Origin of the sequence: Gelidibacter japonicus, assembly GCF_010725055.1 — a bacterium.
GTDB lineage: Bacteria > Bacteroidota > Bacteroidia > Flavobacteriales > Flavobacteriaceae > Gelidibacter > Gelidibacter japonicus.
In genome coordinates this window covers 289,273-310,910 of the sequence record NZ_BJKB01000003.1, presented here as the reverse complement: position 1 = coordinate 310,910, position 21,638 = coordinate 289,273, and the positions used below count along the sequence as shown (strand labels likewise).

At 39.5% G+C, this 21,638-nt stretch carries 21 protein-coding genes; 8 read left to right on the top strand and 13 right to left on the bottom strand.

The window, feature by feature from the left end:
* Positions 1–43: 43 nt before the first annotated feature.
* Genes G6N06_RS05285 through G6N06_RS05275 form a run of 3 tightly spaced genes read right to left on the bottom strand, consistent with a single transcriptional unit; the run spans position 44 to position 3,973 of the window.
* A complete protein-coding gene (locus G6N06_RS05285) occupies positions 44–988 on the bottom strand; it encodes an alpha/beta fold hydrolase (RefSeq protein WP_163515010.1) in 945 nt (314 codons plus the stop codon).
* The gene (locus tag G6N06_RS05280; RefSeq protein WP_163515009.1) at positions 985–2,490 is read right to left on the bottom strand and encodes a class I adenylate-forming enzyme family protein; all 1,506 of its coding nucleotides are present in this window, start codon (positions 2,488–2,490) and stop codon (positions 985–987) included. Before G6N06_RS05280 ends, G6N06_RS05285 begins: the two co-directional genes overlap by 4 nt.
* Positions 2,465–3,973, bottom strand: coding sequence for a sodium/pantothenate symporter (locus tag G6N06_RS05275; protein WP_163515008.1), 1,509 nt, complete (start codon positions 3,971–3,973; stop codon positions 2,465–2,467). Before G6N06_RS05275 ends, G6N06_RS05280 begins: the two co-directional genes overlap by 26 nt.
* A 437-nt stretch (positions 3,974–4,410) precedes the next feature.
* Here G6N06_RS05275 and G6N06_RS05270 point away from each other — a divergent pair, with 437 nt between their 5' ends.
* The 4 genes from G6N06_RS05270 to G6N06_RS05255 all read left to right on the top strand — a co-directional run bounded on the left by G6N06_RS05270 (position 4,411) and on the right by G6N06_RS05255 (position 8,266).
* Positions 4,411–4,989, top strand: coding sequence for a TetR/AcrR family transcriptional regulator (locus G6N06_RS05270; protein WP_163515065.1), 579 nt, complete (start codon positions 4,411–4,413; stop codon positions 4,987–4,989).
* Between the two features lie 282 nt (positions 4,990–5,271).
* The gene (locus tag G6N06_RS05265; RefSeq protein ID WP_163515007.1) at positions 5,272–6,270 is read left to right on the top strand and encodes an NADP-dependent oxidoreductase; all 999 of its coding nucleotides are present in this window, start codon (positions 5,272–5,274) and stop codon (positions 6,268–6,270) included.
* A 21-nt stretch (positions 6,271–6,291) separates the two neighbouring features.
* Entirely contained in the window at positions 6,292–7,452 is a 1,161-nt protein-coding gene (locus G6N06_RS05260; protein ID WP_163515006.1) for an iron-containing alcohol dehydrogenase, read from the top strand.
* 7 nt (positions 7,453–7,459) lie between these two features.
* Positions 7,460–8,266: a type 1 glutamine amidotransferase domain-containing protein gene (locus tag G6N06_RS05255; RefSeq protein WP_205334725.1), complete on the top strand. Its 807-nt coding sequence runs from the start codon at positions 7,460–7,462 to the stop codon at positions 8,264–8,266.
* Positions 8,267–8,490: 224 nt separating this feature from the next.
* Here G6N06_RS05255 and G6N06_RS20005 read toward each other — a convergent pair whose 3' ends face one another.
* The 4 genes from G6N06_RS20005 to G6N06_RS05240 form a co-directional block, all read right to left on the bottom strand.
* Entirely contained in the window at positions 8,491–8,619 is a 129-nt protein-coding gene (locus tag G6N06_RS20005; RefSeq protein ID WP_262890099.1) for a hypothetical protein, read from the bottom strand.
* A gap of 302 nt (positions 8,620–8,921) precedes the next feature.
* Complete coding sequence (locus tag G6N06_RS05250; protein ID WP_163515005.1) at positions 8,922–9,101, bottom strand: hypothetical protein; 180 nt, start codon at positions 9,099–9,101, stop codon at positions 8,922–8,924.
* Between the two features lie 6 nt (positions 9,102–9,107).
* Positions 9,108–10,166, bottom strand: a complete 1,059-nt coding sequence (locus G6N06_RS05245; RefSeq protein WP_163515004.1) for a DUF3999 family protein — start codon at positions 10,164–10,166, stop codon at positions 9,108–9,110.
* Entirely contained in the window at positions 10,150–12,600 is a 2,451-nt protein-coding gene (locus tag G6N06_RS05240) for a DUF2339 domain-containing protein (protein ID WP_163515003.1), read from the bottom strand. The genes G6N06_RS05245 and G6N06_RS05240 overlap by 17 nt, the downstream gene beginning before the upstream one ends.
* Before the next feature lie 420 nt (positions 12,601–13,020).
* Here G6N06_RS05240 and G6N06_RS05235 point away from each other — a divergent pair, with 420 nt between their 5' ends.
* A complete protein-coding gene (locus G6N06_RS05235) occupies positions 13,021–13,590 on the top strand; it encodes a Crp/Fnr family transcriptional regulator (RefSeq protein WP_163515063.1) in 570 nt (189 codons plus the stop codon).
* Positions 13,591–13,655: 65 nt separating this feature from the next.
* Positions 13,656–14,396, top strand: a complete 741-nt coding sequence (locus G6N06_RS05230) for an acyl-CoA desaturase (RefSeq protein WP_163515002.1) — start codon at positions 13,656–13,658, stop codon at positions 14,394–14,396.
* 238 nt (positions 14,397–14,634) lie between these two features.
* Here the strand turns inward: G6N06_RS05230 and G6N06_RS05225 are convergent, their stop codons facing one another.
* From G6N06_RS05225 to G6N06_RS05210, 4 genes are all read right to left on the bottom strand, one after another.
* Entirely contained in the window at positions 14,635–15,948 is a 1,314-nt protein-coding gene (locus tag G6N06_RS05225; RefSeq protein WP_163515001.1) for a DEAD/DEAH box helicase, read from the bottom strand.
* Between the two features lie 2 nt (positions 15,949–15,950).
* A complete protein-coding gene (locus G6N06_RS05220; RefSeq protein ID WP_163515000.1) occupies positions 15,951–17,294 on the bottom strand; it encodes a DEAD/DEAH box helicase in 1,344 nt (447 codons plus the stop codon).
* Positions 17,295–17,461: 167 nt separating this feature from the next.
* Positions 17,462–17,962, bottom strand: coding sequence for a CIA30 family protein (locus G6N06_RS05215; protein ID WP_163514999.1), 501 nt, complete (start codon positions 17,960–17,962; stop codon positions 17,462–17,464).
* An 11-nt stretch (positions 17,963–17,973) separates the two neighbouring features.
* Positions 17,974–18,993 (bottom strand): LLM class flavin-dependent oxidoreductase, encoded by a 1,020-nt coding sequence (locus G6N06_RS05210; protein WP_163514998.1) that lies wholly within the window; start codon positions 18,991–18,993, stop codon positions 17,974–17,976.
* Positions 18,994–19,408: 415 nt separating this feature from the next.
* On the opposite strand from G6N06_RS05210, the gene G6N06_RS05205 reads away from it, so the two are divergent.
* Positions 19,409–19,636: a CDGSH iron-sulfur domain-containing protein gene (locus G6N06_RS05205; protein ID WP_129016243.1), complete on the top strand. Its 228-nt coding sequence runs from the start codon at positions 19,409–19,411 to the stop codon at positions 19,634–19,636.
* Positions 19,637–20,047: 411 nt separating this feature from the next.
* Here the strand turns inward: G6N06_RS05205 and G6N06_RS05200 are convergent, their stop codons facing one another.
* The gene (locus tag G6N06_RS05200; RefSeq protein WP_163514997.1) at positions 20,048–20,419 is read right to left on the bottom strand and encodes a hypothetical protein; all 372 of its coding nucleotides are present in this window, start codon (positions 20,417–20,419) and stop codon (positions 20,048–20,050) included.
* Between the two features lie 200 nt (positions 20,420–20,619).
* Between G6N06_RS05200 and G6N06_RS19695 the strand changes: the two genes are divergently transcribed.
* Positions 20,620–20,769, top strand: a complete 150-nt coding sequence (locus G6N06_RS19695) for a hypothetical protein (RefSeq protein WP_205334724.1) — start codon at positions 20,620–20,622, stop codon at positions 20,767–20,769.
* Positions 20,770–20,998: 229 nt separating this feature from the next.
* Here G6N06_RS19695 and G6N06_RS05195 read toward each other — a convergent pair whose 3' ends face one another.
* A complete protein-coding gene (locus G6N06_RS05195; RefSeq protein WP_163514996.1) occupies positions 20,999–21,439 on the bottom strand; it encodes a PepSY-like domain-containing protein in 441 nt (146 codons plus the stop codon).
* Between the last annotated feature and the right edge of the window lie 199 nt (positions 21,440–21,638).

The window sequence follows — 21,638 nt, the reverse complement described above, 5'->3', positions numbered from 1 at the left end:
AGAATATATTGATCCTTAAAATGCAATCATAGTGTTAAAAGGTTTACTTCTCTTTTGCAAATTCATGGATAAGTGTATTCACTTCCTTTGGTTTTTCAAACTGTACAAAATGTCCGGCATCGGGGATGAATTCCAAGGCGGCCTGTTTGATGTTCTCCAAAGCAATCTTTCCAACCGCTTCCGTGGTCAAGGTCGGATTGAAGTACCGATTTGGAATCAGCATGTCCTTATCGCCAAAAATAATCAAGGTTGGCTGTGGGATCGTCTTTAAATCCTCATAAACAGGGTCATCTAACATCCCGGCAATACTTTTTACTATTGCGTTGCAGTGTAGCCCGAAATCTGATGCCTCCTTAATGTTTTTTCTGTCCGAAATCATTTTGGAAACCTCTTCTGGCTGCACATAAAAATTAAGCGCATAATTGTTCTCAATTTGAGCATCGGTAGTATTTTGGACTGAGGCTGGTGTCAAAAAGCTTTTCATCATGGCCGCATTGGCTTCGGAAAATTGCTCCAAGCCAGCAGGTGCAACTAAAATCAATTTGTCAACAATTTCCGGATGTGCAGTGGCAAATTTGACACTGGCCTGCCCACCCATGGAATGTCCTACGAGAATAACATGGTCCAATTCCAATTTCTCAACAAATTGATAGAGGATCTCTGCAAAATACGATGGTGTATAAGCAGCATCAGGAATGGACGATTTTCCGTAGCCCGGCAAATCCAAGGCAATGCAGGTGTAATTGTTTTTCAGAACATCAATGTTTTTGGACCAAGCGTCCGCATTACTGCTCAATCCATGAACAAAAAGCAAGGTTTTATCGGCATATCCCTCTTTGATATAGCTTATGTCCAAGCCATCCAAAATGGTCGAGTAGGTTGTAAATTCATAGTCTGAAAGTAGCTCTTTCATAGGTTTTTGAGTGGTTTGTGAAAAAACAGACGCATTGATTAAGGTGGCAATTAATACGAAGCTAAAATGTTTCATGGTTCAGAATTGATGGTGTTAAAATAAGTGTAAAGCTGTTTTCTACATACTTTCCCTAAGCTTGTGGTTGGAATGTCGTCTAAAATAAAGATGTACTTAGGATGTTTAAAAGCCACAAGGTTTGCTTTTAAAAACTCGCGGATCTGTATTACAGAAAGCTCCTTATTGGACGTTGTTACAAAGGCTATGCCGCATTGTCCCCATTTGTCGTCTTTGACACTGAGCACGACCGCTTTGGTGATATCCTCAAAATCTTCCAGTTGCGCTTCGACTTCCTGAGGGTAAATGTTTTCACCACCGGAGATGTACATGTCGTTTTTACGCCCTTTCATATACAGAAAGCCTTCATCATCGGCATAGGCGAAATCTCCTGTAAACAGCCAGCCTTTCTTGATTTTATTATTGGTCTTCACAGAGTTGTTCCAATAGCCGGGCGTGACAATATCGCCTTTGATGCACAACTCCCCGACCTCATTCGGTTTGACCTTATTACCTTTCTTATCGACAATCTTGATGTCCAGATAAAAATTGGGCTTCCCAATGGAATTTGGTTTCAACTGCGCCATTTTATGATGCAATGAGGTGATGCTTGGTCCAGCTTCTGTGGAACCATATCCAGGCCTGATAAAGATGTTCTTTTCTTTCTTCCAAAAGGTTACCAGTTCTGATGGTACTTTTTCACCCCCAGAAATGATATAACGCAATCTTTTGAGGTTGACCTTTTTGAAAATTGGGGTCTGCTGCATCATCAACAGCATGGTGGGCAATGCCATAAATAAGGTGGTTTTGTTGAGTTCCAATAAGCACAAGGTCTTTTCTGCATCAAATTTCTCCAACATCCCAATATGCGCACCTTTGTGCAAAAGCGGCGTTACAAAAATATTCCAACCCGAAGTATGGTAAGGTGGCAAGATATTGATGGTGGAATCTCGAAATGTGATCCCGAGTTGCATGGAGGTGTTCAAACTGTTCCAAAACAGCATTTTGTTGGTGTAAATGACCCCTTTTGGAGCTCCCGTAGTTCCGGAAGTATAAAAGATAAACAGCGGATTGTCCGCCTTGATTTGGAAGGTTTTTTCCGAGATGGTTTCAGAAAATTGATAATAGTGTCTAAGAGCATCAAAAGAGATGGTTCTCAAGTCTTGAAGCGAGAGCTGCGCCACTTTATCCTGATGGTTGGCATTGTAAATTAGTAAACTTGGCGTGCAATCTAAAACGAGTTTGCTGATTTCTTTTAAAGACAAGCGATAGTTTAATGGTACCAAGATGATGCCCATCCGTTGACAGGCCACAAAAAGAGCAATATACTCCAAACTGTGTTCGGCCAAAACTGCAATTCTGTCGCCCTCTTCCAACTGGAGGTCGACAAACTTATCAGTGAGGCGATTGGCATAGGTATGCAGATCACTGTACGTATAACTCTTATTGGTGTCATACGAAGTAATTGCAATCTTATCTGGCGTATAATCCGCCCATTTAGCTGTCCAATCTAATGTGTCCACGTTGTTTCTTTTCGTCTAATTTATAAAATATATACCCTACAATGAGTGAGGTCACAATGCCGATAGCCGCAGAAACCCCTGGATTGTTTACGGGCTCTTGCATATAAGGTGTAATCCGTCCGTAATATATACCAAAATGCACAACGATGGCCGTGATGCTGGCAATAAATACAGAGCGTGTGGACACATTTTTTAAAAATGTTCCAAAAAGCACCGGTACAAAGGCGGCGGCAAAATAGCCGTAAACGCCGTTTTGGGCAAAGATGGCCACACTGATGTCTGGGTTTTGAATTTGGTTCCAACTCAATAAAAAACTGACAATGGCCAGTCCGATGATGACTACTTTGTTGATGGATATTGTTTTTGCGGTGTACTTATCTTTGAACAAAGGATTGATGATGTCTGAAGTAACCGTAATGGATAAAGATTGTATTAAGCTCTCCAAAGTGGATAACCCTGCGGATATAAGCCCAACTACAATCACCAGACCTACGCCTACCGAGAATTTGGTCACCACATAGGTTGGAATAATTTCATCCATTTTTAAAGCAGTTCCATTTACCATAAAATCTGGAAAACTGATACGGGCATACAAGCCCACGATGACTACTAAAAAGAAAATGATCATAAACGCAATCCCGCTGAACAAATACGTATTGACCTTGCTTGAATCTTTTAACAATAAAGATTTAGTGATGATGTGCGGTTGACATACAATGGCAACACCTATTACGATTTGGGTGACAATGATCTCAAAATAATCACGAAACAGAAAACTCGAAGGATTGGTTGGTTTAACTAAGTTAGGGTCAATAGCCTTTAATTTATCGAAAAAACCACCAATCCCATCGGTGAAATATTCGGCACCAGAGCCAATCAAGATCAGGGCTACAATGCACATGATAATGGCCTGAATGGTATTGGTATAGACCATGGAATTGGCACCACCAAACATCATATAGCCAAATACAAACGCAGTTATGCCCATCAACACATAAAACGGATCGGCATTAAGCGATTTGGAGATGACCTGCGTGAGTCCGACATTGATCAAGACAATAAAAGTCATCAATAATAGGGCGACAAAAGCAAAGAAAATAGCGTAGTTTTTACTTTCATAGCGTTTTCCTATCCATTGGGCCATGGTGGTGGCCTTGACTGCTTTTCCTTGTCGGGCAAAGCCTTTCGTAAACACGATCAACGAAATAAATGCGGCCAAGGGCAATACCAAGGCAAAGGATATAATTCCTGAAATGCCATAGAGTGCGATAAAGCCCGGATTTATAATGAATGTGGCGGCGCTGGTCATGGAGGCCGCTAAGGACAAGCCGACTACCCACGATGGAAAGCCAATATTTCCAACCGCATAATCTTGGATGTTCTTGTTTTTACGTGCCCCTCTGACTACAAAAAACAAGATGACGGCAGCGTAAACGGCCAACAAAATCCACATATAGGTCACTAAAGTATCTGATGCAATCATTGATTTGAGATGTTTGAAAACAAATAACAAACTTTATGTTATTATACTGCTGTTATTTCGCAATACTTTAGGGTGTGACTTTGTATAAATTAACCAAGATTATTCGCCAAAGTCAAACATAGATTAAAAACACGGAACTATGACTATGCTATTACATATTTATAGTCTTGTCCTTGCAATTTTGTTTGAGTTACTATTTAAATGCCGACCGATTTAAAAGAAATAAGTGACAATCCGTGATCTTGATAGCTATGGGTAAGTGTCTTAAAAAAAAATAGAAGCAAAAGCCGTTAGTCTAACTTTCTCCCGAAATCAAACCTTCTCCAATAGTACATTACAACCTATTTCTACACCTCTACTCCATAACTCCCAAAGCTCTGTTAAAAAAGAATGAACATTCACTTTTATTTGTATCTTTGTACTCAAATCAAAATATGATGGCCAAACTTCAAAAAAGTATAGACAAGCGCAATGCACTGATCAACGCGACCATCGCGTTGGTCAACAATGCAGGGTTCCATGCCACCCCTATGAGTAAGATTGCAAAATTGGCCAATGTTTCTCCAGCGACCATTTATCTGTATTTTGAAAATAAGCAGGATTTGGTCAACAAAACCTATATCGACGTCAAAGCACAATATACAGCCTATGCCTTTAAAGGTTATGAGGAAAGCATGTCCGTTGAAGAAGGTTTTGAACATATCTGGAAACGCATCGCCGATTTCAAACTCAACGCATCTGAAAGCGCCATGTTCTTGTCACAATGCGACAATACGCCCATTATAGATGAGCCCAGCTTGCAGGAAGGCATTAAGCACTTACAACCCCTACTCGACCTCTGGAAACGCGGAAAGGATGAAGGCATCATCAAACCGATATCCGATTACCTGTTATATGCATATGCGATCAATCCGCTGTCGTTTTTGATGATGGCACAGAAACGCGGGTCGTTTAAATTGGATGAAAAACAGATAGAGGAAGCTTATGAAGCGGCTTGGAGTAGTATTAAGAAATAGTATTAAGTACTAAGTATTAAGACCGCTTCTCTTTTAGAATCAGGAATTAAGAGTCAAAAGTCAAGAATAAAGATGAAAGAATAAAGAAGAAAGACTATAGACGGCTTGGGTGTTAGTAAAGTAGAATTGAGAACCAAGAATCAGGATTCAAGACAGATTGAATTTTAAGTCAAGATTGTAAAATATAAATTTCAATTTTCTGTTTCACAAATAATTAACTATCGTTAATTAAAGCGGTAATTACAATAACAATAAATAATAATAAATACAAAATATACAAAAATGATACAGACCATTTTATTAAAAAACAGACCAAAAGGAAGTCCTACGCTTTCAGATTTTGAATTTGTAAAAGAAGACACCAAACTAACGCCAAAAGAAGGCGAAATACTTTTAGACACCGTTTACGTTTCTGTCGATCCATATTTAAGAGGTCGTATGAGCGATGCCAAATCGTACGCGGCTCCTTTTGAGCTCAACAAACCTATATATTCTGGCGTGGTAGCTAAAGTGACCGTTTCCAAAAACGACAACTTTAAAGAAGGGGAATTCGTTATGGGCATGTTGGATTGGAAGACCCAGCAAGTATCCTCAGGAAAAGACCTCATGAAAGTAGATGGTGAGAAAGCACCTTTAAGTGCCTATCTAGGTATTTTGGGCATGACGGGGCTGACGGCCTATTTAGGGCTCACCCAGATTGGGAAGCCTAAGGCAGGCGAAACACTTATCGTTTCAGGAGCTGCCGGCGCGGTTGGATCTGTAGTTGGGCAAATCGCTAAAAATCTAGGCCTTACCGTTATTGGCATTGCGGGTACCGATGAAAAAGTAGATCTGTTAAAAAGCAAATTTGGCTTTGACGCTGCGATCAATTATAACACCAGTAAGGATATGAGCGCAGACATTGCCAAAGCAGCACCAAACGGTATCGATATTTATTTTGATAATGTGGGCGGTCCGATCTCGGATGCGGTATTATTTAATATCAATCAATTTGGGCGCATTGTCAATTGTGGCGCCATCTCAGTTTATAACAATACAGAACTTCCGAAAAGCATCAGTGTACAGCCCTTTCTAGTTAAAAACAGTGCATTAATGCAAGGCTTTATTGTTTCGAATTATGAAGAAAAATTTCCAGAAGCCATGCAGCAGTTGGCAGAATGGTTGGCAGCAGGAAAACTCACCTACACCGAAACTGTGGTAGAAGGTTTTGAAAACATCCCAAAAGCTTTTATGGATCTATTTGAAGGCAAAAATACTGGGAAAATGGTCGTTAAAATATAAATCAGCAACTAAAACAGACACATGAACAACTTTGAATTTAAAAACCCAACCAAAATTATCTTTGGCAAGGGCAGTATTGAGAAATTATCAAATGAAATTCCTAAAGGCGCTAAAGTCCTCATGCTTTATGGCGGTGGGAGTATTAAGAAAAACGGGATTTATGATCAAGTAAAAACCGCTTTGGCCAATATAGATGTCGTCGAATTTGGCGGCATCCCTGCCAATCCGGAATACGCTGTCTTAATGGAGGCCTTAAAAGTGATCAAAGACCAAAACATTACCTATCTACTCGCTGTTGGCGGAGGTTCAGTGATTGATGGCACCAAGTTTCTATCGGCTGCCGCACTTTTTGAAGGTGATAATCCTTGGGATATTTTAGCCAAGAACATTAAAACTGAAAAAGGCATGCCTTTTGGCACGGTATTGACCCTGCCTGCCACTGGTTCCGAAATGAATTCTGGAGCAGTGATTACCAGAAAAGAAACCAAACAAAAAGTAACTATGGGGGGCCAAGGGCTGTTCCCAGTGTTTTCCATCTTGGATCCTTTAGTGGTTGCCTCCCTTCCAGAACGCCAAATAGCCAATGGTTTAACCGATGCTTTTATGCACGTTTTGGAGCAATATATGACCTATCCAACCGGAGCTATCTTACAAGACCGTTTTGCTGAAAGTATTTTGCAAACGCTGTTGGAAGTCGCCCCAAGGGTTATGAAAGATCCAACAGATTATAAGGCAGCTTCCAATTTTATGTGGAGTTGTACTTGGGCCTTAAACGGACTCCTCCATAAAGGGGTGCCAGCCGATTGGGCATCTCATAGTATGGGTCACGAATTGACCGCTCTTTTTGGAATTGATCATGCACGAACCTTGGCCATCATAGCCCCAAATCATTACAAATTTAATTTTGAAGCGAAGAAAGATAAACTCGCACAGTATGCCGAACGTATTTGGAATATCACAGAAGGCAGCACCGATGACAAAGCACACGCTGCAATTGAAAAAACAGTAGGCTTTTTCCATGAATTGGGTATTGATACCAAGTTATCGGATTACACAAAAGATTATGATGGCATCGCTGAAATCATCTCACAACGTTTTACGGATCGTGGTTGGTTAGGCATGGGCGAGCATAAATCCTTAACGCCGGATATGGTTGAGGAAATTGTAAAAATGGCGTATTGATTATAAAATGAAACCATTAAAAGCAATTGCATTTATGCTCATTATGATGATGGCATCAAGTTGCAAAGATGCGAAACATCAAAATGCTTCTGAAACCGTTTCAGAAGAAAAAACAAATATTAAAAAGGATAAAGAAATGAAGATATTATTTGTATTGACATCTCACGATCAATTAGGAGATACAGGAAAAAAAACAGGATTTTGGGTGGAAGAATTCGCAAGCCCTTATTACGCATTATTGGACAAAGGCGCACAGATAACCATTGCCACCCCAAAAGGTGGTGCTGCACCCATAGATCCCAGCAGTGACACACCAGATGCTGCTACCGATGCGACCAAGCGATTTGATCATGATGCAGAAGCCAAGACGAAAATTGCCAACACCAAGGTTTTATCTGATATGAATCCCGACGATTTTGACGCTGTATTTTATCCTGGCGGACACGGGCCATTGTGGGATTTAGCAAACGATAGTGTTTCTATTGCTTTGATCGAAAAGTTCAACAGTCAAGACAAACCGATTGCTTTTGTATGTCACGCTCCTGCTGCATTAAAAGATGTTAAGGATGCTCAAGGAAATCCATTGGTAAAAGGCAAGAACGTCACAGGATTTACAAACACTGAAGAAGCTGCTGTACAATTGACAGACGTCGTTCCTTTTTTAGTGGAAGACATGTTGAAAAAGAACGGGGCTGTGTATTCTAAAAAAGACGATTGGGCACCATATGTCCTTCAAGACGGGAATTTAATTACAGGTCAAAATCCCGCATCTTCTGAGTTGGTTGCTGAGAAATTGTTGGAGAGTTTGAAATAATAGAAATTATATAGTAATAAGAAAAGGTTGTCTCATAAGGACAGCCTTTTTTATTTGATACCCTTTGCAATTATTGATGGTTAAACGTCTTAACTTAGTTGTTTAAATCTCCAATCGTCTCATTCAGAGCTGATTCAATCTCTTGTCTGAGGAGTAAGAAAGTCTATGTATGGGAATTATTTCGAATTATTTGGTGATATTCCGTTTAGTAAACGGCATTATCCTTAAAATAAATGCCAAACCAATAGCGCATACGACGCCTGAAACCGTTCCGATGATTTGTTTTCACTGATAATATAAGTTGCTATTCCAATACTAAAAATGCCAGTGCCGATGATTTGATTTCTGTTCATAAGTTTGATACTGCTTTATTATTAATCGGATGTCGTTACTTCTCTTTTGCTATTTATCATAATACCATAAAAAGTGTTTATATGATATCGCCTCCTGAGTAGAACTGATCGATACAATATTTAATTTATGTGAGTTTTGATTCACGTAATCCAAAAGATTTTGTTTTTTATTGAATTCCGCAACTTTTAATTCATTTTTCATTTCTATAATATATATAGTTTTTACATTATTTTTTATAGTATAGTTTGATGTCATATTAACTATCCCTGTATAACTCAAACCTCTTATCATCAAGCAAGCTTTACTCACTTTCACTGGTATTCATATCCCGCAACATATTAAAAGCAAAATACACAATCATCAGCACTGCAATCCCAATGCAGCTCCACATAAACCAAGGTTGTTGCCAAAAAGACTTGGTCTTTTCAACGGCCTTTTCTGGTTGTCCATAAACAACTGCGCCAATTTCGGCAATGGGCAATGCCGTTTATGTGGTGTTGGTGACCTCAATAATATCGTAATCAGGGAACTCCAATTGGTCGTCGCCCGCGGTGACTTTGTAACTATCATTGGCTTTTAGGGAGGCAACCAAATACACAGGTTCTTGCAAAAACTGGAGTTTGCTGATTTCCAATTTAGGATTGTCCTTATTGTCAATTTCCAAATACAGATCTTGTTCCCTACTTGTCGGAATATTAAAAATCAGGTCTTTATCAGATCGGATGGAAAATGCCGCTAAATGCTGTCGGTAGGATTCCATACTGGGCTTTACCTCCCGCTCTTTTAGGGTGTATAAGAGCGCATTTCTGCTGTAAAGATCGGGGGTTGTGATGGTCATCCGAAGTTGATCGATCACTTCCGGTCGGTCAAAACGAATATGGACCTGGGTCTTCTTATCCATTTCTAAATATTCGATGCTCTTCACTGGAATTTCTTCCAGCGTTACGGGTACAAGATTGATCGTTTCGGTGTTTGCCATACCAATACCCAAAAGGTTGATGGGCAACGAATGGCGATCGTCAAAAACAAGTTTCAGGTATGGATAGTCGATCACTGGAAAATAGATTTCCTTATACACACTCGTTTCCGTTGGATGATTCAATTGGGTCAGTTGTCCGTTGTTGACCAAACCAAACCATTCTTTTTGATCGTTGCTACCTTCTAAGCTATAATTTTTGCTGCCTTGATAGTTGGCAATTAAAAGTACTGCTTTTTCAATGGTCTCATAAGGGTTCTTAAAGATATAGGTGGCGTTGGAATCGGCGATTCTCGTATTGGAAACCATCTGGAATTCCGTAAAATCAGAAACTTTGGTCAGTTTATAGTCGGAAGCAGGTTGCACAAAATACGGTACTTGGTTGCCCTTGGCGTCCCAAACTCTTAAGTCGCGCAAGTCTTGCGTGGCATACGAACGTACATCATGTGGAATGCGAATGCGGTACAAACCATCTTCTTTTACAGGATCTATGCTACCACTCACTTGGGTTGTTTGTGCAAAGGCCGTGCTTCCTAAAAGCAATATGAAAAGCTTAATCGATTTTATCATTATCTGGGGTTTTATTTTCGTCAACGACCAAAAACTTAAGTTTCTGATATACAAATGAAATAATTAAAATGAGTACGCCCAATAGGATAAAGGCTATGATTTTTCCAGTCTCGGACACGTTGCTGATATCGTAAACAAACAATTTAACAATTGTGATCCCCAATAAGGTGAGCGCAATAATTCGTAGATGCTTGATCTGTTTTTTAATTCCTATGATTAAAAATATAAAGGCCATAACTCCCCATAAGACAGGGAATCCTGTTTTGATTATTTTGTATTTGGCAGCCGAAATCATCTCAATTTTAGCACCGTAATCAAACTGCGTGTGATCTATTGAAACATCCATAAAATGAAGTCCCTGTATCACCACTTCTGTGCTTGCCGTGACTACAATTACAAAAATCGCTGCCCATAAAGTCCATGTTCTATTAAATACCGAAAACCCTATCTCATCTTTATTGTTCTTGAGGAGCAAATACCATAAATACGCGATTAGGATCAGGGACAACAAGTGCAGATAATAGACCAAATAAGATGAGCTACTATATCTGATATTATCTTGAATTTCTAAAAAAGGAATTCTCATGAATAGGAATGCAAACAGGACGATGTTCACAATCACCAAGATATTGACCAACTTTTTACTGCCTGCACTTTTGGTTCTCTCTAATATAAAACAGAATATCGCGACAAACAGTAGATGATAGAGCAGAATGATGGCCATGAAGTCATTGGTATCAAAGTGTACGTAGGCTTGGTGTCCGACTTCAAAGACACCCACAAAATAGCCAGTTATGATGGCAAGAATCCCAGTAAGTTTTCTATAAACCTGAGGTTTAAAAGTCAAACCGAATTTGGATAGTTTCTCGGTTTCGTGACGCAATAAATAACCAACGCTCACAAATGACGCCACCACTAACAAACCAGCAATAAAAATAGGATTTAACACAATGGAGAGATTGTCAACCGCATCCACATAGCCAAACCAATCCATTAGCAAGCTCCCGAGCATTAAAAATTGCACGACAACGGCCGCAAAACGGTAACTTTTAATCTGTGATTTCTGCGACAGCCATAACAATAACACTGCTTCTGCAGCCCAGAACATCGTAATATTGTTTCCTGAAAACTGTACAGGAATTGCCAAGGTGATAAAGGTCAAGGTCAATCCAATCAAGAGGTAAATAGCTGTTTTGTCCAAGCCAAACTTCTTATACAACAGCAAGGCATAACCCAAATTCAGTACGGCTAAGAGTGCTGTAAACAGACCCTTAAATTCAGGTTTAAACTCGGACAGCACTAAGATGCCAATCCCATAAAAAACAAAATTATTGAGCGTGAGCATAGCCAATTGGATCTTGGTAAAGCTGCCCTTGTTACGCAAATTGTTTATGACAGTAGTCACAATGAAAATGAGGTAAAAAACAAATGCGAAAATCAAAGCGCCAAGATAAGGAGGCTCAGGGACGTTCATTTCATTCACCACCCAACTTCCAAATAGTAACATGGTGAATACAAACGCAAGCACTTGCACCACATGCCATCTTTTAAAATAAGCCAGGGCCAAGATACCAATGTCTAAAATGGCGATATAGGTAAACAATACCATATAGTTTCCGCTACCCGTGCTGATCATAAATGGAACCAAAAAGCCACCAATTAAAGATAGGATGGCGAGTTCCATACGATTATACGACAAGGAAATCAAACAACTGAACGCTGTGATGAGGACCATAATTGCAAAAGCCACCTGTTGTCCAAATAATTGGTATTCATGAAACGCAATGGCGATGGTGAAATAGAAAATAGCGATAGCTCCGGCCACCAGAACAGAACTGAACGGGGCATATTTCTGTCGGAGTCTGTGGGCGATAAATAGCACCATACTTCCCGCTAAAATTCCAATCCCTACGCGGGCTGGTTCATTGATCCAGTCCTTATCGATAGCATATTTTACAAAATAGCTGATCCCCAAAACCAAGATAAGAATCCCGATCTTATTGATCAGGTTTTCTCCGATAAATTTCTCAAGATCGGGGTTCCTTTCTTTGAAGCGTGCCCAAATGCCAGGTCTTGGGGGTACGACTTCTTTGTTTTCTTCTACGAGCGGTGCAGATGTATATGCAGATTGCGCCGATTCGGGAACCTCGATAGTTGCAGCTGCTTCCCCTTCTTCAACCACCAATGGGATTGTTGGCCTTTGTACAGGAATGGGCTCTTCAACAGAAACTTTTGGCTCCTGAACAATTTCTGGTTCAACATCAGCATCCTGTGTTTCAACAGGTTTTGTCCCGTCTTTATAATGTGACAAGAGGGTGTTTAGCTTGTCGTTCAGGATATGTAGTTTATTATTTAAATTGAGACTTTCCTTACGATACTTCGAATTCTGGATAATCAATAAAATAATAATGACAATTAAGAGGACATAATCCATAGGTTAGTTTTGGTTAGCAACTTAGGCATAGTTAGGAGCAATTTAGCTTTTATTTTGAAAGTAGGCCTCAAACTTAAACTGGAAATATCAAAAATGAGATAATATCTGTTAGAATCAGTGCTGCCAACATTCTGTTTTTCACGCAAAGACGCAAATAATGAAATCACAAAAAATAAAAGGACCCAGTCCGCCGACATTCAGGGAAACACCAATTAGGTTGTTTGCATTATCAATAAGTTTTGTGGTAAAAAAATCAGTGGTTATCTATTGAAATCAGCGACACCCGCCTTAGCGGACGGGCAGGTCAGTGTTCCATATTCCTCCGTGCATCACAATGTAATAGGTATCTCTGCGTAATAGATTTGATTTTAAAACAAAAGAGCAATATCTTTGCAGCTTGAATTATTAGGGCTACAACATTTGCAACAAATAAAAGCTTACTTAGATCAAATAGCTACCATTTCTCAATCGGATTGGGATTTTTTCACTTCAAAATTACAGCGTCGGGTCATTCCTAAAAAGTCGGTTTTCCTTAAACTGAACGAGATTGAAAATCACATTTCATTTATTGAGTCTGGTGTGGTCCGCTTATATATTCCCAAGGAAAACTCAGAAAAGGAAATCACTTTTGGGTTCAGTTTTAAAGACCAATTTATTAGTGCCTACGATTCGTTTTTAACCCGACAGCCTTCAGCGTATGAATTGGAGGCCCTAACCGAAACCACCCTGTTAAGCATTACGTACAACGATTTGCAGGACGTTTACAAAACGACAGAAATAGGCAACCTCATTGGAAGATTGGCTGCCGAACGTCTGTTTTTGATCAAGTCCAAACGCGAGCAGCACTTATTGAATCTGACCGCCGAGGAACGTTATTTAAAGCTCTTTAAAGAACGCCCTGAACTCATAAGAATCATCCCACTTAAGTATATCAGCTCTTATATTGGAGTAACTGCACAGGCTTTGAGCAGAATTAGAAGACGATTGTAAAGGCATTACTTGATCTAGGTTCATTGTTTGACAGCCCATATACAAGTATCTTTGTAAAAAAAACTATGATTATTGTCCTTTTTGTTATTGCGCTCTGGTACGGAGGCCTATTCTTTCAATCTTTCTTTTTACATCGTTACGCGGCACATCAGGTGTTTACCATGTCTAAAACCGTGGAGCGGATTACTTTTATACTCACTTGGATTTTCCAAGGTTCGAGTTATTTAAGTGCTTATGGCTATGGGGTGATGCACCGCATGCACCATGCTTATACGGATACTGAACAAGATCCACATTCACCATCATATGATGACAATATGTTTGCAATGATGTGGAAAACAAAAAACATCTATCAGGATATCAACAAACAACGTATTGAGGTCGATCAGCGATTTACCAAAAATGTGCCTCAGTGGGAAGCCTTTGATAGATTTGCAAGCTCCCGCGTTTCACGAATCTTATGGATGGCGCTTTATGTCTTGTTCTTTATTTACTTTGTAACCGCATGGTGGCAATGGTTATTATTACCGATCACTTTTATGATGGCACCTATCCACGGCGTTATTATTAACTGGTTTGGCCATATTTATGGCTATGTCAATTACCAAATGAAAAATACGAGCAAAAACCTCTTTCGTTTTGATTTTTTGATGATGGGTGAAGGCTATCACAATAACCATCACAAATTTGCGAGTCGCGCCAATTTTGGTGTGAAATGGTATGAAGTGGATATGACTTATCAGATTATACGCGTTTTGAATGCTTTGGGGGTGATTCAGTTGAAAGTGGTTCCGGTTAAGAAATAAGAAGGATTGTGTTTTTAATTTTTTAGACACATTCCGATGGCCCTATCGGGATCACGGATTTTCACCTATAGTTGCGTTATTATTACCGATTCATTTCTCCATTTGAATAGACTAGAAAACCGTAAAATTTGTGAAGCAGTAAATATCTCTCGCGAGTATGTAATTAAACGCCAAATCCATTGGTGTAACTAGTGCAATCGGTGTCTAAAAATCAATAAGTTTTGAGCTAAATCCAAGTCTAAAGCACCCTAATCCGTACTTTCTTCTTCTTTAAACGTGTGTTGTCCAAGATTTTGACAATGCGCTTGGCTTCCTTAATCGGAACGGCAACAAAAGCACAATCTTGTTTGAGTTCAATAGTGCCCAATTGCTCTTGGGTGAGACCGCCTTGTTTCATAAAAAGACCGACAATATCGCCTTTGGAAATCTTGTCCTTACGTCCGCCCGAAATAAATAAGGTTTCCCATAAGGGAGCTGCTTTTGGAGCTTTGGTAGATGTTTTGTAAGGTTTCGATTCCTTGATGAATTCAGGCAACTGTTCGTCGCTGCCTTTTAGTACGTAAGCTGTGCCTTTAGCGTTGACACGAGCGGTTCTTCCGTTTCTATGGATAAACTCTTCCTGATGTTTCGGCAACTCGTAATGGATGATGAAGCCGAGTTCGGGAATATCGATGCCTCTCGACGCCAAATCGGTTGCCAAGAGAATTTGACTCGTACCATTTCTAAAGGTAATGAGAGAACGTTCACGGTCTTGTTGTTCCATCCCTCCTGAAAAGGTGGAGTGACTGATGTTGTTGCGTTTTAAAAAGTGACTGACTTGATCAATACTCTCTCTAAAATTACAGAATATAATACCTTGATGGTTACCAATATGATGCAATAATTCCAATAAGGAAGGCAATTTGTTAGGTTTTTGGGAAACCACCGTTTTGATGACCAAAGTCGATTTTCTCTTTTCGGTGAGGTAGTCTATCGTGGTCGGTTTATCCAAGCGGACAAAGCCTGGAATCTTCTCAAGTTTTGTCGCTGAAGTCAGTATTCGTTTGTTGATGCTGGGCAATTGCCCTATGATTCGTTTCATTTCGTCTTCAAAACCGTCTTCCAACGATTTGTCAAACTCGTCCAAAATAAGTGTTTTGATACTTGCTTTTGAAAAACGATTGGCATCAAAATGATCAAGAATACGACCTGGTGTTCCTATCAAAATCGCTGGGGTATGCTTGATCTCAATTTTGTCCTTTGACAATGGTCGTCCACCATACACCGCATTCACCTTAAATCCTGAGCCCATATCTCGTGCCACTTGTTCAATTTGAATGGCCAATTCACGGGACGGCACGATGATGAGCGCCTGTACATCGGGATTGGTGGGATCTAAGATCTCCAATAGCGGTAATAAAAAAGCCAAGGTCTTACCTGTTCCAGTTGGGGATAGTAAAATTGTATTTGTGGTTTCTCCAATCACTGCAATGGCTTCCTTTTGCATGCGATGCAAGTTTTGAATATTTAACTTTTCTAAAATATCCTGTTGGTCTTTGATGCGTTTTGCCATGCTCATTGGTTCTTTTTACGTTTTTTGGAAGCTTCCTGTTTTGGGGTTTCCATACGGGTTTGTGCCAAGTAGTTGGCGAGTATTTTATCGACTAGTTCATCTTTTGTCAAGTGATGAAAGATGGTCTTTATCTTGGCTTTAAAATCTTCCGAAACCTCCCGATTGGTTTTGGTCTTAAATATTTTTCTGGCCCAAAGGAGGGCGTTATTTTCTTCAATGCTCTGGGCATCTACCTTTTTAAATTCGTTAAAAACAATACCCAGTTCATTTTCAAAATCGGCAATATCTTCAACTTCTTCTTGCTGTAAAATGGTCAAAGATAAGCCCTTCGCTCCTGCCCTTGCGGTACGCCCGCTTCTGTGTACGTAGGCTTCGTAGGTGTCCGGCAAGTGGTAATTGACCACATAGGAGATCTCTTTGACGTCAATGCCCCGGGCGGCCAAATCGGTAGCCACTAAAATATCAATATAGCCTTCCCGGAACTGCTCCATAATCCGGTCGCGAATGCCTTGGGTCAAACTGCCATGAAGTGCGCCAGACGAGAATTTATTAATGGCCAGGTTTTTGGCCAACTTGTTGACCGCAGCCTTGGTTTTGCAAAATATAATGCCGCGCTCACCTTCCTTGGAACTTAGAAAATGAAGCAACACCTCCAATTTCTCAATAGGTTCTACAACCATATATTGGTGATCAATGCCTTGGTGCCCTGTGCTAGCCATATCCGTTTCAATATGCAACACATGCTTGGACATGTAATTTTGAACCAATTGTTTGATGGCTCCAGGCATGGTGGCCGTAAACAACAATGTGCGTCTCGATTTTGGAATGGCTTTGATAATGACATCCACTTCATCTTTTAGGGCGCTGACCATTTCATCGGCTTCGTCCAAAACTAAATACTGGATGCTTTTAATATCAATGGCGTCACGAGTCATTAAATCGACCAAGCGTCCTGGCGTAGCCACCACAATGTGTGTTGGCGATTTCAAGCGTTCTATTTGAGGTTTTATGGGGATGCCGCCACATACAGAGGCGATGGAAACGTCGGGGCTATCTGTAGCAAAAGCGACTAAATTATTATATATCTGTTGTCCTAATTCTCTCGTAGGTGCTAAAATTAGCATCTGGATATTAGCATTTGAAACATCAACTAATTGTAGCAAGGGTACACCAAAAGCCGCCGTTTTTCCGGTTCCGGTCTTAGCCATCACCACCACATCTTCTTTTTGATTGAGTATGACAGGAATGGTCTTGACTTGGATATCCGTAGGAACGGACATCTTTAAATTGGTTAAACTTTTTTGGAGGTACTCATTGATTCCTAATTCTGAAAACTGTGGCGACATAGACTATGTTTTGTGCAAAGATAACCACAGTTAGGCAGGGAATAACACCATTTGATTGATTTATGCGCAATGGAAAGTTAGGAAGATAAGAAAATCGGACTCTAAAAATTACAGGTTATCCAGATTGAGAGCCATGGAAGACGTCCAATTCATGAAAATGCAAGCCATCATTCCAACCATATCCGTTCAATTTCCAAAGCGAAATCCTCATCTTTTTTATTGCCGATTAGAAATCTCACTTCTTCCATCTGTTTTCCGCTATAATTTGGAATCCCAAGTTTATTGCCTCTAAAACTTGCGTAAAAGTCGGCAAATGGAAGCGTTATAGTTTCAAAATCGCCCGAAGTTTTGAACTCACTAACATAGGAATACTCTTTTGTTTGGTCTGATTTGATCCGAAATTGATAGATTTTACCATCGCCTTTGACTCTTATTTTTACAGCATCGAAATGTGATACATCTCCTTTAGAAACAGCATATTTGACGGAAGAAAAACCGCCGTTATTCTCGGTGGTGACAAAACCTGAAAAAAGTCCATTTCCCGCTTCATTCACTTTTATCATCCCTTTGGAAAGTCCGCCCATCACCCCATCATTGATCACCAGCCAATTAGCAGTGTTTTGTTGTGTTTGAAAATCGAAAATTAAAGAGTGGTTTGCCATAGTCATTGTCAATAAAATTATACCGCAGCTTCAGCATTCAACTCGTCCATAATTTCCGCAAACAATTCATAAGATCGGATCCGATGGTTGATATCATAAATATTGGTCACTGCAATCAGTTCGTCGGCTTTGGTTTTCTCTAAAAAATCCTTTACTTGGGCTTTTACGGTGGCTTTGCTCCCAACAAAGGAATACTTCAACATTTGATGCACCTGAGGATGTTGCATGATTTCCCTAAACTCTTGGGTCATGGCCGTTGGTGGTTGCATATACTCCCGTTTTCCGGTAAAAATACCCAGAAACATTCGGATCAATGAGGTCGAATAACTTTCGGCTTCCTCATCGGTATCAGCGATGATAATATTAACACCTGCCATGACATAGGATGCTTTTAAACTGTCTGAAGGCTGAAATTTTTCTCGGTAAATCGCTATAGCCGCTTCCAAATGAATGGTGGCAAAGTGGCTGGCAAAGGCATACGGCAGACCTTTACTTGCCGCTAAATGGGCACTATCGGTACTGGATCCTAAAATATAAATGGGAACCTCTACCCCTTCAGCGACGGTGGCTCTAATTTTAGAGCGCGCATTGTCTACAGAAAAATACTGTTGGATATCCTCAATATCCTTAGGAAATGAATGTGTGGCTTGCATAAAATCGGAGCGAATGGCGAGAGCTGTTTCCCTATCCGTTCCTGGGGCTCTTCCCAAGCCTAAATCGATACGGTTGGGATACAATGAACCTAAGGTACCAAATTGTTCGGCAACAATCAATGGCGAATGGTTAGGCAACATAATTCCGCCAGAACCTACACGAATGGTTTGGGTACCTTCGGCAACATAGCCAATAAGCACCGTGGTCGCACTACTGCCAATATTGACGGCATTATGATGTTCTGCCAACCAAAAACGTGTATAGCCAAATTTTTCGGCCTTTTGAGCCAATTTAAGTGAGTTGTTAAAGGTCTGCTTGAGACTATGGCCTTCAGAAACTAAGGCGAGTTCTAAAATGGAATATGCAGTATGTTGAGATTTCATAGGTTGTAAAGTCATAATATTGTAAGAATAGAACCTCAAAAGAGGTCAAAAGACGAAATTACAGCATTAATTTCAGTTGTGCTGTTAGGACAATGTTAATCCTTGGTTGGTCGTTTTGAGTGGATTGTTGTCCATTCCGGTTTTAAAACAGACTCTTTCTTCATTCAACACCATAACTGACTGGTTAATAAGCAACCATTCAGATTATCAATCCTGAGGTTAAAGGTTCTAATGATGACTGATTCCTTTATTCAAAAACTTAATGTAGATTAGCGCATTACAGGAAAATATTGAGAATAGGTTTGTTATGTGGCTACCATAAACTTCAAAAGCATGCCACCAAATTCAAAACAACAGTTCAATATTAAAATAACTAATAACAATAATTAATAACCAATAATAAATAATAACCCTTATGAGTAAAACAACTTTAAAAGTCAATAACAACGGTTCATTAAGAATAGAAGGCGATTTTCAAATTGTCGATAAGGATGGAAATGCCTATGACCTTGGTGGCCGTGATGTCATCTCACTTTGTAGATGCGGATTAAGCGCAAACAAACCGTTTTGCGATGGGTCACACCGAAACCATTTTGAACATGATGCCGTGGCGTTCGCTTTACCTCCAAAACCAGGATCGTAGATAGATTTTTATAAAACCAATCCAGCTTAAGTCACAACCAAGAACCTCGGGCATGCCTTCTAAGAACACATAGGAAAATGTCTTTTTGATGGAGGCAAGCCTCAGGCTATTAAAACCCTCTATTGGGCATAAAATTAGACCTTAAATCTCTTGGACTTTCACCTTTAAGATGTTTGAACGTCCGATTAAAGTGACTTAAGCTTTCAAATCCACTTTGAAGCAACTGGGATGATGGGCGTTTTCTATTGGTTAGGAGCTATTATACTTATTGCTATTCTTGCAGCATTCAGATACCTATTTTACACCCTTGCATTTAGACCATGACACTTAAGTGCCGGTAATGAACCAGTATTTCCACCTTTTGGTCATGTCCTTTTAAAACAATGAACTTTCACTCTTTTTATCTAAAAATTATTGGTTCTGTAAGGCCTTTACATCCTCATTGGCCAAGACGAGTTCATTGATCAGCGTGGTCAATTGCACCCCTGCCGCAGTAAGCGCAGTGGTATTGGCTTCTATTTGCTGATTAATTTCAGTCAGCTGTGCCTCTTTTTCAGCGTCAGTGCGGCCAAGTTTGAAACTTTGTATTTCCGCAAGCTGCGCATTTAGGCTTTGCTTCTGCTTTTTCAAGTTGTCCAATTTGACACGCTGGTTCCGGATGCTACTTTCAATAGTACATACTTTATGGACAATCATCAAACTGTCCAATTGTTTTTTATAGTCAATTTGAGCTACTGAGGTTATTGAAAAGAACAATAAGATCAATACAATAAATGCTTTCATTTTAGAGGTTGTTTAACATCTTGCAAAATTATACAATTTCCATTTCCTAAAAAGTGATTAGCAATGTATTTTCAATGTGTTGCTTAAAGTATCTAGTCAAATCTTTAGCAAGAATTAAAAACCCCATGTATTTCTGATAATAATCATGTTTTTTGATACCTTTATGATATATTTTTACCAAAAACCAAAACGTATTAAACATGTATCAACCTTTACTTTTAGATGCCAACTGGAATAATGGCGTCTTTATGATTGCCATTTTCGCTATAGTTTGTGTTGTATTAGTAGGCATTCTCATCAACTTTATTATGAGTGGCAAGAAAAAAGAAGATTCAGAAACTCCTGAATAGGCTCATTTTCATCTTTAATTAAAAACTAACTCATGGCGGCATCTATGTATTTCCATTTTAAAATGGAGTGATAAAGGTGCCGCTAAATGCTTGTTTTATAAATTCTTAAACCAGACTTCGGAGTTTTAAAGATGCGGTCTTATTCTGAACAGGGTTTAAATGATATAAAAAAAGGACTGAAATCGAATTCCAATCCTTTTTGCTACCAATCAATTTTTACTATAAAAAATTAATCTTCCATATCACTCAGTATTTCTCCTGAAGCATCCAACACAAGTTTTCTCTCTTTAGTCCAGCCCTTTTCTATTTCCACTTTGTAGGTTTTTTTACCTCCTTCTTCAAGGACTTCTACAGAGTCAATTTTATAATCGGCATATTTGGTTTTAACTGCAGAAGCAACCGTTGAAGGCAATTCACTTTCTGAAATTTCTATCTTTGATTTGATGACATTTCCTTGTGCATCGTACCAAATGTCATGATCCATCCTATTGATCTCGAATTCGACCTTATAGACATCGCCTTTCTTTTCCCATTCCACATCTTTGACATTAGTAAACGATTTAGTGAAAGTACTCTGTAAATTTGCTGGTACTTCATTCGTTCTTAAATCCTGTGCACTTACTGCTGCTGTTGCAAACAACAATAGTGCGGCTATTCTTAATTTTTTCATTTTCTATTGTTTTTATTGTTTTAATTTGGAACAAAGGAAGTTCACAAAACTGTAATGAATTGGGAATTTCGGATGTTTATTCGTTAAGTTTTTCCCAAAACTAAAGCTCATAAAAACCCATAACAGAGTTCTTTTTCTTTATTTTAGAGGGATTCCTAAATGATTTTAGATTTCAGTATTACAATTGCTTAAAATTCAT

Bases quoted from the DNA above. Each gene is read 5' to 3' on its own strand.
- G6N06_RS05285 (WP_163515010.1), bottom strand. From the start codon at position 988: ATGAAACATTTTAGCTTCGTATTAATTGCCACCTTAATCAATGCGTCT.
- G6N06_RS05275 (WP_163515008.1), bottom strand. From the start codon at position 3,973: ATGATTGCATCAGATACTTTAGTGACCTATATGTGGATTTTGTTGGCC.
- G6N06_RS05270 (WP_163515065.1), top strand. From the start codon at position 4,411: ATGGCCAAACTTCAAAAAAGTATAGACAAGCGCAATGCACTGATCAAC.
- G6N06_RS05265 (WP_163515007.1), top strand. From the start codon at position 5,272: ATGATACAGACCATTTTATTAAAAAACAGACCAAAAGGAAGTCCTACG.
- G6N06_RS05260 (WP_163515006.1), top strand. From the start codon at position 6,292: ATGAACAACTTTGAATTTAAAAACCCAACCAAAATTATCTTTGGCAAG.
- G6N06_RS05255 (WP_205334725.1), top strand. From the start codon at position 7,460: ATGAAACCATTAAAAGCAATTGCATTTATGCTCATTATGATGATGGCA.
- G6N06_RS20005 (WP_262890099.1), bottom strand. From the start codon at position 8,619: ATGAACAGAAATCAAATCATCGGCACTGGCATTTTTAGTATTGGAATA.
- G6N06_RS05245 (WP_163515004.1), bottom strand. From the start codon at position 10,166: ATGATAAAATCGATTAAGCTTTTCATATTGCTTTTAGGAAGCACGGCC.
- G6N06_RS05240 (WP_163515003.1), bottom strand. From the start codon at position 12,600: ATGGATTATGTCCTCTTAATTGTCATTATTATTTTATTGATTATCCAG.
- G6N06_RS05230 (WP_163515002.1), top strand. From the start codon at position 13,656: ATGATTATTGTCCTTTTTGTTATTGCGCTCTGGTACGGAGGCCTATTC.
- G6N06_RS05225 (WP_163515001.1), bottom strand. From the start codon at position 15,948: ATGGCAAAACGCATCAAAGACCAACAGGATATTTTAGAAAAGTTAAAT.
- G6N06_RS05220 (WP_163515000.1), bottom strand. From the start codon at position 17,294: ATGTCGCCACAGTTTTCAGAATTAGGAATCAATGAGTACCTCCAAAAA.
- G6N06_RS05215 (WP_163514999.1), bottom strand. From the start codon at position 17,962: ATGACTATGGCAAACCACTCTTTAATTTTCGATTTTCAAACACAACAA.
- G6N06_RS05210 (WP_163514998.1), bottom strand. From the start codon at position 18,993: ATGAAATCTCAACATACTGCATATTCCATTTTAGAACTCGCCTTAGTT.
- G6N06_RS05205 (WP_129016243.1), top strand. From the start codon at position 19,409: ATGAGTAAAACAACTTTAAAAGTCAATAACAACGGTTCATTAAGAATA.
- G6N06_RS05200 (WP_163514997.1), bottom strand. From the start codon at position 20,419: ATGAAAGCATTTATTGTATTGATCTTATTGTTCTTTTCAATAACCTCA.
- G6N06_RS19695 (WP_205334724.1), top strand. From the start codon at position 20,620: ATGTATCAACCTTTACTTTTAGATGCCAACTGGAATAATGGCGTCTTT.
- G6N06_RS05195 (WP_163514996.1), bottom strand. From the start codon at position 21,439: ATGAAAAAATTAAGAATAGCCGCACTATTGTTGTTTGCAACAGCAGCA.